Annotated in this window: 13 protein-coding genes; 12 read left to right on the top strand and 1 reads right to left on the bottom strand. The window is 51.7% G+C overall.

The genetic code is table 11. The features are described 5' to 3' along the window. The first annotated feature begins 352 nt into the window (after nucleotides 1–352). The 7 genes from EYB31_RS33490 to EYB31_RS33460 all read left to right on the top strand — a co-directional run bounded on the left by EYB31_RS33490 (nucleotide 353) and on the right by EYB31_RS33460 (nucleotide 7531). Complete coding sequence (locus tag EYB31_RS33490; protein WP_131017937.1) at nucleotides 353–997, top strand: GntR family transcriptional regulator; 645 nt, start codon at nucleotides 353–355, stop codon at nucleotides 995–997. Nucleotides 998–1053: 56 nt separating this feature from the next. Beyond that, a complete protein-coding gene (locus tag EYB31_RS33485) occupies nucleotides 1054–2256 on the top strand; it encodes a helix-turn-helix domain-containing protein (RefSeq protein WP_131017936.1) in 1203 nt (400 codons plus the stop codon). Between the two features lie 108 nt (nucleotides 2257–2364). Beyond that, on the top strand, nucleotides 2365–3318 hold the full coding sequence (locus EYB31_RS33480; RefSeq protein WP_131017935.1) for a carbohydrate ABC transporter permease: 954 nt from the start codon (nucleotides 2365–2367) through the stop codon (nucleotides 3316–3318). Then, nucleotides 3315–4148 (top strand): carbohydrate ABC transporter permease, encoded by an 834-nt coding sequence (locus EYB31_RS33475; RefSeq protein WP_131017934.1) that lies wholly within the window; start codon nucleotides 3315–3317, stop codon nucleotides 4146–4148. The genes EYB31_RS33480 and EYB31_RS33475 overlap by 4 nt, the downstream gene beginning before the upstream one ends. 40 nt (nucleotides 4149–4188) lie before the next feature. Then, a complete protein-coding gene (locus EYB31_RS33470; protein WP_131017933.1) occupies nucleotides 4189–5511 on the top strand; it encodes an ABC transporter substrate-binding protein in 1323 nt (440 codons plus the stop codon). Between the two features lie 22 nt (nucleotides 5512–5533). Beyond that, complete coding sequence (locus EYB31_RS33465) at nucleotides 5534–6514, top strand: mannonate dehydratase (RefSeq protein WP_131017932.1); 981 nt, start codon at nucleotides 5534–5536, stop codon at nucleotides 6512–6514. 21 nt (nucleotides 6515–6535) lie between these two features. Continuing rightward, nucleotides 6536–7531, top strand: coding sequence for an SDR family oxidoreductase (locus EYB31_RS33460; RefSeq protein WP_131017931.1), 996 nt, complete (start codon nucleotides 6536–6538; stop codon nucleotides 7529–7531). 267 nt (nucleotides 7532–7798) lie between these two features. On the opposite strand, the gene EYB31_RS33455 is transcribed toward EYB31_RS33460, so the two are convergent. Then, entirely contained in the window at nucleotides 7799–8002 is a 204-nt protein-coding gene (locus EYB31_RS33455) for a hypothetical protein (RefSeq protein WP_131017930.1), read from the bottom strand. Between the two features lie 161 nt (nucleotides 8003–8163). On the opposite strand from EYB31_RS33455, the gene prmA reads away from it, so the two are divergent. The 5 genes from prmA (at nucleotide 8164) to EYB31_RS33430 (ending at nucleotide 12614) form a co-directional block, all read left to right on the top strand. Continuing rightward, nucleotides 8164–9138 (top strand): 50S ribosomal protein L11 methyltransferase, encoded by a 975-nt coding sequence (gene prmA / locus EYB31_RS33450; protein ID WP_131017929.1) that lies wholly within the window; start codon nucleotides 8164–8166, stop codon nucleotides 9136–9138. Nucleotides 9139–9148: 10 nt separating this feature from the next. Next, nucleotides 9149–9826, top strand: coding sequence for a site-2 protease family protein (locus tag EYB31_RS33445; RefSeq protein WP_131017928.1), 678 nt, complete (start codon nucleotides 9149–9151; stop codon nucleotides 9824–9826). Nucleotides 9827–9951: 125 nt separating this feature from the next. Beyond that, nucleotides 9952–10716: a 16S rRNA (uracil(1498)-N(3))-methyltransferase gene (locus EYB31_RS33440; protein ID WP_131017927.1), complete on the top strand. Its 765-nt coding sequence runs from the start codon at nucleotides 9952–9954 to the stop codon at nucleotides 10714–10716. Between the two features lie 2 nt (nucleotides 10717–10718). Further along, the gene (gene mtaB, locus EYB31_RS33435; protein WP_131017926.1) at nucleotides 10719–12059 is read left to right on the top strand and encodes a tRNA (N(6)-L-threonylcarbamoyladenosine(37)-C(2))-methylthiotransferase MtaB; all 1341 of its coding nucleotides are present in this window, start codon (nucleotides 10719–10721) and stop codon (nucleotides 12057–12059) included. A 123-nt stretch (nucleotides 12060–12182) separates the two neighbouring features. Further along, nucleotides 12183–12614 carry an NUDIX hydrolase gene (locus EYB31_RS33430; RefSeq protein WP_131017925.1) on the top strand — a complete coding sequence of 144 codons (432 nt, stop codon included), beginning with the start codon at nucleotides 12183–12185 and terminating at the stop codon, nucleotides 12612–12614. Nucleotide 12615 lies beyond the last annotated feature (1 nt).

Raw genomic sequence — 12615 nt, 5'->3', positions numbered from 1 at the left:
GGAATCGGGGGAATGGCTCCGATACCGGCCTGTATTTTTGTCCGTTCCACACGCGGGGACCCCTTATTTCCATTGTCCCGTAACTGAGTTTGGCGACTTGCATGCCGGTTCGTCCAAGGTTCGTTTTTTGCATAGATTGCACCTCATTGGGCAGATTTAAGCGATTGACACACATTTATGTCTATCTTACCTATTGCGGGTCACCCGTTTCGATGGTGAAAAATTATCATTTTGTTTGTTTTTTTTGTTTTTTATAAGGTGCCTTGACAAAATGTGGAAGCGCTTTTAGTATCAAATTATCGATAATCGATAGTTGAGCAGGACATTATTGCAGCAAACGAGGGATGCAGGAATGGAAACGGCAAACATCACGCAAACACCGATTTCTTTAAGCGAGCATGTACACACGATTTTGAAACGGCAAATCATGAAAGGGGAACTTCCCCCGGGACACCGGATGATCGTGCTTGATATTGCGAGAGAATTCAGCGTCAGCCAAGCACCCGTCAGAGAGGCGCTGGAACGCTTAAAGCAGGAAGGTTTGATTATCGGCAAGACGAATAAAGGTTCCGTTGTCTCGGAAATTACCGCCAAAGAAATCCGCGATATTTACGAGCTACGGCAGCTTGTGGAAGGCCATGCGTTAAGAGGCATGATGAAGCAGATGACCGAACACGATATCGACGCTCTGCAGCAAATCGTCGATGGCATGCGGGCCGCGGTCGACAAGGGCGATCCGTTTCAACTGGTCGAGATGGACATGGATTTTCACGGGTATTTTTACAAGAGATGCGGGAATGAGCTATTCTTGGACATCTGGAGCAAAATCAGAATGAAAATCATGAGGTTTATTACGGTAACCAACAAGGACCATAAAGGCTACAGCCTCCCCGACTCGCATACCGAGATTCTCGAATTGATCAAGACGGGAAATATCGAGCTTACCGAAGAAAAGCTGATCCGGGGTTTTGATTTTTATAAGCAGTACACAAATTAGTACATACGGCAGCGGGTATTTCATAACCATCTTTTCAGGCGAGAGGAGAACGGGATATGAACAAGGGCAATACCTCATCTGTTGCAGTCAAACATAGGGAAACCTCGATAAGCGCGCCGCGCGGCCGTACGCTTGCCGAAATGATCCGCTCGGGCCCCGCACCGTCCGAACAATTAAAAGAATTGCTGGCGGCAAGAGGCCTTCACACTTGCTTCTCTTATCCGACATTGGCTTTGTTCGAATTCAACGCCGCCGAACTCGCAACAAACGCAGGCATCGGCGGCGGCCACGCGCCCTCCGATCTGCAAAACATGATCGAACGGCATGCTCCCGGCAACTGCGCGGTGTTCATGGATGAAATCGGACATATCAGCGTGCTGTTTTCTTGGGACGACAGGGCGGCTATCGTCAGACTGCATGCTTTACTCCAAAGCTACTACTCCAGGATTCACTCCCTCACGATAACGGCTGGTATCGGCAATCCGTGCCAGCGCCTCTCGGAACTGCATCTCAGCTACACGCAAGCGGCAAACGCGCTCAAGCATAAATTTTACCGGGGTCTTGCCGAGGTTATTTATTTTAACCATGTGTCCCCTTATACAAATACGGCGAATTACCCTGAGGACAAAGAAGACGAATTGTTCCGTCTCATCCACGACGGGCAGCCGGATGGCATCGAGCCAGCGGTCGAAGAATTTTACAAAGCGCTGCTGCAGGACGGTCCGCTGCAGCGGGAGGAGGTCAATAACTGCACGATTCAACTGCTGATCGGATTGGAACTGCGGATCAAAGCGTCGATCGGCCAGACCGGCTCTGCGGTCAGACAAGATATGACTTCGGCCATTCATTTGCAAACGCTTACGGAAGTGAAAAGATACGCCGCTTGTTGCCTGAAGCATCTTGCCGAATTAAACGGATCCAACGAAAATCTGAACCGGATTATTATCAAAAAAGCGTTATCCTGCATGGAAGGTGAATATGAGAAAGCGACACTTCATTATGTGGCGGAAAAGGTGTATATCACCCCGGCTTACCTCAGCACATTGTTTAAGCTGAACATGGGCGTGACGTTTATCGAATATTTGACCGACATCCGGATCAACAAAGCGAAGAAATTGCTGAAGACGACGCATTTGAAAAATTACGAGGTAGCTGAAAAGGTCGGGTACAGCGATCCCCGTTACTTCAGTCAAATATTCAAGAAAAAGGCAGGGCTGTCGCCCAGCGAGTATCGCGATTCGCTCGAATGGCCGAATTAAAAAAATCAAACAAATTCAATAATTCCCCTACTGTGCAGGAAAATGTCGATTTGATATTTTGGATACACAAAGATGATCTTTGTGTAGTTCACAGGAAGGGGCATATTCATGAATGCAAAAGCGCTTGTGCAAGAACAATCGGTTGTAACCAGAGCCCGCAAAGGAAACGTATCCGGTCAACATCACCTGGCGGGTTATTTATTTATCGCGCCTTGGCTGCTTGGGTTTCTGCTGCTGACGTTGTGGCCGATCGTACGTTCCTTCTATCTCTCCTTCACAGAATATTCCCTGCTCGACGACCCCTCATGGATCGGATTCGGCAACTATTCCGATATTTTTCTCAACGACCGGATGTTCCGTCAGGCGCTTAAGGTTACCTTCGCTTTTGTCATTTTGTCCGTACCGCTCAAGCTGTTTTTTTCCTTGATGGTTGCGATCCTGCTGAACAAAAGCTTGCGTGGTATTCAAATGTACCGGACGGCGATTTATTTCCCTTCGCTGATCGGCGGCAGTATTGCCGTCTCCGTGCTGTGGCGGAATATCTTTGGTCTCGACGGATATGTCAACCACATGCTTGGCTGGTTCGGAATTCAGGGCATCGCTTGGATCGCCAATCCCGACACGTCGCTTTTGACGCTGGTGCTGCTGAACACGTGGCAGTTCGGCTCAACGATGGTCATTTTTCTCGCAGGATTAAAGCAAATTCCGCAGGATCTGTATGAATCGGCATCCGTTGACGGAGCCACGCCGCTCCGCAAGTTCTGGCACATCACGCTGCCGATGCTGTCTCCGGTGATGTTTTTTAATCTGGTGCTGGGCATTATCGGTTCGTTCCAGATGTTTACGTCGGCCTTTATTATTACCAACGGGGGACCGGCCGGTTCCACCTACATGTATGCGTTGTTCCTGTTTGAGAAAGCGTTCAAAAACTATCAGATGGGTTACGCCTCGGCGCTGGCCTGGATACTGCTTGTCATCATCGCCGTTTTGACAGCGCTTAACTTCTTGGTTTCCAAATACTGGGTTTATTATGAAGCGGAAGGAGGCCGCGATCCGCGATGAGAAGCTGGTACTCCAAAGGAACCGTTAACCATACGCTGCTGCTTGTGCTGTCGCTTTTTATGCTGTATCCGGTGTTGTGGTGGATCGGCGCGTCGTTAAAGAAAACGTCGGAGATGGTATTGCCTACGATATGGCCGGAAACGCCGATGTGGAGCAACTTTTCGAAGGGCTGGAATTTCTCCGCCGATTACAGCTTCACTACGTTTTTCGCCAATACGCTGATGATGGAATTCTGGAACGTGCTGGGGGCTGTCATTACAAGCTCGCTGGTCGCTTACGGATTCGGGAGATTGCGCTTCAAGCTGCGCGGCTTCTGGTTTTCCGTGCTGCTGCTGACGATGATGCTGCCGGGACAAGTGACGATCATTCCACAATATATTTTCTATAACAATCTGGGGTTGGTCGACAGCTACGTGCCGCTTATACTTCCCCATTTTTTTGGCGGCGGCGCATTTTTCGTCTTTTTGCTCGTGCAGTTTATCCGCAGTATTCCCAGGGAACTGGACGAAGCGGCTCATATGGACGGGGCTTCGGTTTACGGCATTTATTTGCGGATCATCTTTCCGTTGATCAAACCGGCATTGGTCACTGTAGCGATATTCACCTTTATATGGAGTTGGGACGACTTCTTCGGACAATTGCTGTATTTAAGCTCCATCGAAAAATATACCGTCGGCCTCGGGCTCCGCATGTTCGTCGACCAGTTCGAGATTCAGTGGGGGCAGCTGCTGGCGATGTCTCTGCTGTCCATCGTGCCGTCCGTAATCGTGTTTTTTTTGGCGCAAAAGCATTTCGTGGAAGGGATTGCAACTACCGGCATCAAGGGGTAGTTCCAATACATATTTGAACGTTCGAAAGGGGAATCGGGACATGCTACTGGCAAAAAAACGGATAGCGGGGATGACGATTTTTTCAATGGCTGCGGTATTGGCGCTTACAGCTTGCGGCGGCGGAGGGGGCTCGGGAGACAAACCGCCGGCGGCGGACGGGGACAAGAAAAGCTCGGGCCCGGTCAATATGAAAATCATGTGGTGGGGGACGGATGCCCGCCATCAGGCGACTTTAAAGGCGCTGGATCTGTACACCCAGCAAAATCCCAACGTGAAGTTTACCTCGGAATATTTGGCCTGGGACGCATTCTGGACAAAGCTCACCACACTGGCCGCCTCGAAATCGATGACCGACGTGCTGCAGATGGACGGGGCATACATTCAGGATTATGCCAAACGCGGTTTGCTTGAAGATTTGTCGGATGTTGACTTGAAAGGCATCGTCGATCCGAAAATTTTGGATAATTTGCGCTACAACGGCAAGTTGTACGGGATTCCGCTCGCTCATAACGGTTCCGGCATCGTATTCAACAAAGCGGAGCTGGAAGCCGCCGGCGTCAAAATTCCGGCCAAAGATTGGACCTGGGACGAGTTTTTCGCTTTCGCAAAAGAGGCCCGCAGCAAGCTGCCCAAAGAGAAATACGGCATTACCGACGGCACCAGCAGTTGGGAGTGGTACCAATTCTATCAAACTTCCAACGGCAAAGGCCCGATGATGGTAGACGGGACCAAATTCAGCCTGGATAAGGACTTGTGGTTCAAGTTCCAGCAAACATACGACCAATTCCGCAAAAACAATACCGTGCCTCCGGCGCAAGTACAGTCGGGTTTTAAAGAAAACGATCCGAAAAGCGACCCGCTTGGCTCCGGTACGGTGATGACCAGAACGGCAACGGTCGGTTCCGTCAGTGTGCTCGAAGGGCTGCTGCCGGGCAAGGTGGCGGTTGTGAACAATCCGACCGGTCCGTCGGGCGGCGGTTGGGCGCAAGCCACGATATTCCTCAGTGTCAGCAGCTCGACCAAATACAAAGCGGAAGCGAAGAAATTCGTCAAATGGTTCATTACCGATAAGGAAGCGGGCAAAACGCTGGGCACAACACGGGGTATTCCGATCAACGAACAAATCTATAAAGATCTCCTGCCGGATCTGAAACGGGTCGATACGATCGGCAAAGATTTGCTCGACGTGGCGCTTGGCAAGGCCTTGCCGTTTTATCCTGCGCCCCCGGGCTGGGAAGATTTCGTCAAAACGTATCAGACCGAGATGGAAGCGGTTATGTTCAACAAACAAACGATCGAGCAAGCTTACGATAAAATTGCGGCCAAAGGCAAAGAAACGGAAATGAAGCTCGGAAAAAAATAAACCGCGAGAAGGAGTGAACGCTATGCAGCTCGCTGAAATATTTCCCTCCCACCCGACCCGGCTTTGGCATCTGGCCAAGCAGATGGGAGTTAATTATGCAGTAGGTCCGCTGCCCCGCGAGGAGAACGGCTGGAAGCCGTGGGAATATATGAATTTGCTTCATATGAAACGCCGGTTTGAAGAATTCGGACTGAATTTGACGGTGATCGAATCCGCGCCTCCGACAAACAATATTAAACTTGGCTTGCCCGGGCGCGATGAAGAAATCGAAGTGATGCAGCAATTTATTTCCAACATGGGTGCGGTGGGCATTTCCGTATTATGTTATAATTTTATGGCACAGTTCAATTGGTTCCGCACATCCACGACAACCCGTACACGCGGCGGTGCGCTAGTATCGAGTTACGAGCATGAGCTGATGCGCAATGCGCCGCTGACCGAAGCGGGGATCGTCACGGAGGAGCGGTTGTGGGACAATCTTAAATATTATTTGGAGCGGATTGTGCCTGTCGCGGAAAAAGCGAAGGTGAAGCTGGCGCTTCATCCCGACGACCCGCCGATTTCTCCGATTCGCGGCGTCTCGCGTATACTGCGCAGCGCAGAAGCGCTGCAGCGGGCGATCGATCTGGTGCCCAGCGAATACAGCGGCATCACGTTATGTCAAGGCACGCTGGCGACGGCCGGAGAGCATATCCCCGGCGTCATCCGCAAGTTTGCCGCGCAAAACAAACTATTTTTCGTCCATTTCCGCGATGTGCGCGGCACAGCCGAAAAGTTCGAAGAGACATTCCACGACGACGGTAAAACAAACATGCTGGAAGCGATGAAAACGTATTATGAGGTCGGTTATAACGGGCCGGCAAGGCCCGACCATGTGCCTACCATGGAAGGCGAAGACAACGCCCATCCGGGTTATGAGGTGCTGGGCCGATTGTTCGGCGTCGGATATATCAAAGGTTTGATGGAGGCCGCCGCTGCGGATTCACAAGCGAAAAGAACTTAAGCAAAAGAGAGGCGATTTCAGGTGAAGGTGTTGTTCATCGGGGGAACGGGGCTGATCAGCGAAGCCGTTTCCCAACGGGCGGCGGAACAAGGGCTGGAGCTGTATTTGTTCAACAGAGGTTTGCGGCGCCCGTTTGTCCCTCAAGGCGCACAGGTGATCGTAGGGGATATAAGGGCCGCCGAAGCCGCGGAAACGCTGAAAAGGTATGAATTTGACGTGATTGTGGATTGGATTTCGTTTACGCCTGAGCATATTCGCAACAATATCCAATTGTTTCAAGGGAAAACGGCCCAGTATATCTTTATCAGTTCGGCCTCGGCCTATCAGAAGCCGCCATCGCATTATTTGATTACCGAATCGACGCCGCTGCACAATCCGTATTGGCAATATTCCAGGGATAAAATCGCCTGCGAAAACATGTTGATGGATGCGTACCGGGAAGAAGGTTTTCCGGTCACCATCGTTCGCCCGTCGTTTACATACGGTGACACGATGATTCCCGCAGCGTTAAACAGCTGGCAGCATCCGTGGTCGCTGGTCGACCGGATGCGCAGGGGGGAACCGATCGTCGTTCACGGGGACGGCACCTCTCTGTGGACGATGACCCACAATACCGATTTTGCCAAAGGGTTTGTCGGCTTGCTTGGGTTGTCCCAGGCTGTGGGCCAATCGTTTCATATTACGTCCGATGAAGTATTGGATTGGAATCAGATTTATACGGCGATCGGCAAAGCGGCCGGAGTCCGGCCGAATCTCGTACATGTCGCATCGGATGTGATTGTTTCCGTATCGCCGGAGCAAGAGGGCAATCTGCACGGCGACAAGGCTGTCAGCGGCGTATTCGACAACAGTAAAATCAAACGTTTCGTACCCGGCTTCTGCGCCACGGTTCCTTTTGAACGAGGTATGGAGCGTACGGTCAGATGGTTCGAGGAACATCCCGAGAGGCAGACGGTGGACGGCTCGTGGAATGCTTTGATGGATCGTATCGTGCAAGCCGGGAGAGCCGGCTTATAACACACCACGTGAACGGCAAGCCAGTAAAATAAGCCGGCCGGAAATATCCGGTTGGACTTATATAAACAAAGACGTCTCCACGCACCGCTTTTTTGCCGGTGTGCCGGAGACGTCTTTTTCGCACATGAAGATGGGGGAGCTGGTGTGAATCAGTTTTTCGGGCTGACGTCCGTTCTGACTACGCCCACATCCGAAGCATTGATGGCGAAGGCATTGCCGCCTTGTCCGGTGCTGGCCCGCGTATTTTGTCTGACTACAACGCTGTTTCTATCGGAGCGTTTTTTTGTGTTTTTTTGAGACTTTGGCATGGTTTCGGGATCCCTCCTGTTTCATGATTTTGATGTTCGCCGCGTTGCTGGCAATGACATTGCCGGAATCGGTTTGCGCGTTTGCCGTTTGGAAGATGTGGATGACGAGATAGGTGTTTTTGCCGACCCGGTATTTGTACGATTTGACATTCGATTTAATCATGGGCTGCCTTCCCTTCCTGGAGTTGTTGTCCGGTACATCTTATGCCCGGCCTGTCTATGTGGAAACGGCGGATGGCATTTGCATTTTACGTTTTATGCCCAGTTGTAGTACAATAGGCGTAATGCGCTTTTTTTGGTATACGACAGGAGGATGGCATTTTTATGCGTTGGCATGAGATTACGATCAATACAACGGAAATGGCGATCGAAATGATTTCCAATTTCCTGCATGAGCTGGGCGCCGGAGGAGTTTCCATCGAGGAATCCGGGACGCTGAATAAACAGCGCGATACATCGTTTGGCCAATGGTACGAACTGCCGCTTAACGACATTCCCGAAGGGCGTGCGGTGATTAAAGGTTATTTCTCCGAGCTGCTCGAGATGGACGGCATCATCGAGCAGTTGAAGCAATCAATTGAAGAACTCACGTCATTTGATATCGATACCGGCAATCCGACCTATGAGCTCCGCCTGGTGGACGAGGAAGATTGGGCCAACGCTTGGAAGCAGTATTTCAAGCCTTTGCGTATTTCCGACCGGCTGACTATCAAGCCGACATGGGAAGAGTATGCAGGCGGACCGGAGGAGCTGATTATCGAGCTGGATCCGGGAATGGCGTTTGGCACGGGCACACACGCAACCACTTCGTTATGCCTGAAGACGCTGGAGAAAGTTATTCGTCCCGGCGACGATGTGATCGATGTCGGCACAGGCTCCGGCGTGCTGTCGATTGCAGCCGCCAAACTTGGCGCTCGGCACGTGCTGGCGGTTGACTTGGATCCGGTGGCGGTTTCCAGTGCAACGGAGAATATTAAGCTAAACGGTCTTGAAGCGCAGACGACGGTCAAACAAAGCGATCTGCTGCAGGTGTTCAGAGAAAGCCAGGAGGGTAGCGCTTCAAGCCTTGGCGTGAAGCTGCCGGTGCAGGTTGTTGTCGCTAACATTTTAGCGGAAATCTTGCTGCTGTTTGTGCAGGATGTATACGATGTGCTCGCTTCCGGCGGTCATTACATCGCTTCCGGCATCATTCAAAGCAAGGAATCCGACATCGTTCAAGCGCTAACGGCACACGGATTCGAGATCGTAGAGCGCAATTACGATTCGGACTGGGTAGCAATCGTGGCGAGAAAGCGTTAGGTGAAGGCCTATGGACTTAAGCCATTTTTTTCGGTATTCGCTGGATGAAATTCCGTTTGTGCTGCTGGTGCTGCTGATTGCCTTCACACTTCACGAGTTTGCCCACGCGTATACCGCTTATTTGTTCGGTGACCCGACCGCCAAAAACTTAGGCCGGGTTACCTTGAACCCGCGGGTTCATCTTGATTTGATCGGTACGCTGCTGATCCTGATCGCCGGTTTTGGCTGGGCCAAGCCGGTGCCGGTCAACCGCGCGAAATTCAAGCATCCCCGCCTGATGGGGATCGCCGTTTCGTTCGCCGGGCCGCTGAGCAATCTGGTGATCTGTTTTGTCGGGCTGCTCGCAGTCCATACGTTGAGCAAATTCGGATTAACCTCCCATATGTCCAACGGCGTATTCGAAGCGGTTCGCATGTTTTTAAATTTTCTCATTACGATTAATATGACGTTGTTCTTATTTAACCTTATTCCATTGCCGCCGCTTGACGGTTACCGGATTTTGGAAGATATTTTGCCGCTTCATCTTCGTTTGAAAATCAAACAATATGAGCAATGGGCGATTTATATTTTCTTATTGATGGTGTTTATTCCGCCGGTGGCCCGTGTCACGCTAGGGCCGATTTTTTCGTTCGGCAATGTCATTTTATTCGCGATGGATTCGCTGCTGCGCAGGCTTTTCGGGATGTAGCCGGAATGGCCGCTGTTTGAGGCGATTTTTCCTTGTGTGACGGCCCTGACCGGACCATGCGAATCGATGGTATTTTCCTGATGAACGTTGTATGATGAAATTTGATTGTTTGGAGTGGCTTAACTATGCAGCGCTATTTTATCGAGGCCGGACAGTTCCATGAGGACCATGTTGTGATCACCGGCGACGACGCGCACCATCTGCTCAGAGTGATGCGCGCCAAAGAAGGCGACCGCGTTATCGTAAGCGACGGCGAGCAGCGGGAAGCGCTTGTGGAAATCAGCGGGCTGGAGAAGGATCAGGCGACATGCCGGATTGTCGAGCTGCTGCCGATGGACCGCGAGCCTGCCGTTGAAGTATGGATCGCGCAGAGCCTGCCGAAAGGCGACAAGATGGAAACGGTGATTCAAAAAGGAACCGAAGTGGGCGCAGCCCGCTTTTTGCCGTTTACCTCGGAACGTACGATCGTGCAGCTCGACGCCAAAAAAGAAGAAAAGCGGACTGTGCGCTGGCAGAAAATTGCCAAAGAAGCAGCCGAGCAAGCGCATCGAAGCCGGGTTCCGGTCGTGGCCCAAGCCTGCGGATGGAACGAGCTGCTGCAGGCGGCGAAGCAAATGGACGCAGCTTGGATATGCTATGAGAAGGAAAGCGGTTCGCAGCTAAAGCCCGCACTGCGCAAGCTGTATAGCCGCCCGGACGGATCGGGGTCTCTGAAGATCATGCTGATCATAGGTCCGGAAGGCGGCTTTACGGAGCAGGAAGTGGCCCGTGCGGAAACCGCAGGATGTCTGCCGGTCAGTTTAGGGAAACGCATTTTACGCACGGAGACGGCCGCAATTGTCGGCCTGACGTGCATTTTATATGAAGCCGGCGAGATGGGAGGAGTATAACGATGTCTACAGTGGCATTTCATACATTAGGCTGCAAAGTGAACTTTTACGATACGGAAGCGATCTGGCAGCTGTTTAAGCAGGATGGGTACGAGCAGGTCGATTTTGAATCGACCGCCGATGTTTATGTGATCAACACCTGTACGGTAACCAATACGGGAGATAAAAAAAGCAGGCAGATGATCCGCCGCGCCGTACGCCGCAACCCGGAAGCGATTATCGCCGTTACCGGCTGTTACGCGCAAACGTCGCCGGCGGAAATTATGGCGATTCCGGGCGTCGATATGGTGATCGGGACGCAGGACAGGGATAAAATCATCCCGCTGATCCGTCAATTCGAACAGGACCGCCAGCCAATCAATGCGGTGCGCAATATTATGAAAACCCGTACGTTCGAGGAGCTGGACGTTCCGGATTTTGCCGACCGCACGCGGGCGTTTCTGAAAATACAAGAAGGCTGCAACAACTTCTGCACGTTCTGCATCATTCCTTGGTCGCGTGGGCTGATGCGCAGCAGGGAGCCGGAAAGCGTCATCCAGCAAGCGCGCCAGCTGGTGGAAGCGGGCTACAATGAAATTGTGCTGACCGGTATTCATACCGGAGGTTACGGGGAAGATATAGAGGACTACAGCCTCGGGCGGCTGCTGCGCGATTTGGATCGGGTCGACGGACTGCGCCGGGTGCGGATCAGTTCGATTGAAGCCAGCCAAATCTCCGACGAAGTGATCGAGGTGCTGAACACTTCGGATAAAATGTGCCGCCATCTGCACATTCCGCTGCAAGCCGGCGACGATTCGGTGTTGGCGCGGATGCGGCGTAAATATACGACGGCCGAATTCGGCGGCAAAATCGAAAAGCTGCATAAGGCGATGCCGGGTGTGGCGATTACAACCGACGTGATTGTCGGTTTCCCTGGCGAAACCGAGGAGATGTTCCGCAATGGCTACCGGTTTATGGAGCAGATGCAATTTTCCGAAATGCATGTGTTCCCTTATTCCAAGCGGACGGGAACGCCGGCGGCGCGTATGGAAGACCAGATCGACGAGGAAATTAAAAACGCTAGAGTGCACGAGTTGATTGACCTCTCGGAAAAAATGCAGCTCGCTTATGCCAAACAATTTGTCGGCCAAGTGCTTGAAGTCATTCCCGAGCGCAGCTATAAAGGAATGCCGAACAGCGGTCTCGTATCGGGTTATACCGACAATTACATCCAGCTTGTATTTGATGGCTCCGAAGATTGGATCGGGGATATTGTAAAAGTAAAACTGACCGAAGCCGGGGTCAACGAAAGCCGCGGCGAATGTGTCAGACTGTTGTCTCAGGCTAAGGTCGTAAACGGATAATGCACGAAAACAGGGATTTTGTCCCGCGTCCGGCGGGGTAAAATCCTTTCTGTTAGTTTCATCGTTTCAGCGAAAGTTCTTCGTATTCAGCAACTTTTCTACTCACACGGAAGGGTGGTTCGGATGAAAGAAATTTCGGCAGGCGGCGTCGTTTTCCGTAAGCAGCGGGAACGCGAGCTTGAGGTGCAGATGATTCAAGACCGCTACGGCAAAATTACGCTGCCAAAAGGCAAGATGGAAGCCGGGGAAACGATCGAGCAAACGGCGCTCCGCGAAATCGTCGAGGAAACCGGCATTGAAGGGCGGATTGTCGAACCGTTGGAAACGATTCGTTATCAATATACGATGTCCGGCATCGGTTTAGTGGATAAAGAGGTGCATTATTTTCTGGTCGAGCATACGGGCGGCAAGCTGGCGGCGCAGGTGGAGGAAATCCGCGGCGTGGAATGGCTTGCTCCGCTTGAAGCTTGGCATCAGCAGGTGCATAATGGATATGGCAATAATGATTCGGTGGTCAAAAAGGCGTTGGAAAAATTAGGTTACGAGGTGGAGTAAG

This window comes from Paenibacillus thalictri (genome assembly GCF_004307995.1).
Taxonomy (GTDB): domain Bacteria; phylum Bacillota; class Bacilli; order Paenibacillales; family NBRC-103111; genus Paenibacillus_AF; species Paenibacillus_AF thalictri.
The sequence above is the reverse complement of the archived record's forward strand: the minus strand, read 5'-3'. Positions and strand labels throughout refer to the sequence as shown.

Coding starts and splice junctions, on each gene's coding strand:
- EYB31_RS33490 (WP_131017937.1), top strand. CDS start 353: ATGGAAACGGCAAACATCACGCAAACACCGATTTCTTTAAGCGAGCAT.
- EYB31_RS33485 (WP_131017936.1), top strand. CDS start 1,054: ATGAACAAGGGCAATACCTCATCTGTTGCAGTCAAACATAGGGAAACC.
- EYB31_RS33480 (WP_131017935.1), top strand. CDS start 2,365: ATGAATGCAAAAGCGCTTGTGCAAGAACAATCGGTTGTAACCAGAGCC.
- EYB31_RS33475 (WP_131017934.1), top strand. CDS start 3,315: ATGAGAAGCTGGTACTCCAAAGGAACCGTTAACCATACGCTGCTGCTT.
- EYB31_RS33470 (WP_131017933.1), top strand. CDS start 4,189: ATGCTACTGGCAAAAAAACGGATAGCGGGGATGACGATTTTTTCAATG.
- EYB31_RS33465 (WP_131017932.1), top strand. CDS start 5,534: ATGCAGCTCGCTGAAATATTTCCCTCCCACCCGACCCGGCTTTGGCAT.
- EYB31_RS33455 (WP_131017930.1), bottom strand. CDS start 8,002: ATGATTAAATCGAATGTCAAATCGTACAAATACCGGGTCGGCAAAAAC.
- prmA (WP_131017929.1), top strand. CDS start 8,164: ATGCGTTGGCATGAGATTACGATCAATACAACGGAAATGGCGATCGAA.
- EYB31_RS33445 (WP_131017928.1), top strand. CDS start 9,149: ATGGACTTAAGCCATTTTTTTCGGTATTCGCTGGATGAAATTCCGTTT.
- EYB31_RS33440 (WP_131017927.1), top strand. CDS start 9,952: ATGCAGCGCTATTTTATCGAGGCCGGACAGTTCCATGAGGACCATGTT.
- mtaB (WP_131017926.1), top strand. CDS start 10,719: ATGTCTACAGTGGCATTTCATACATTAGGCTGCAAAGTGAACTTTTAC.
- EYB31_RS33430 (WP_131017925.1), top strand. CDS start 12,183: ATGAAAGAAATTTCGGCAGGCGGCGTCGTTTTCCGTAAGCAGCGGGAA.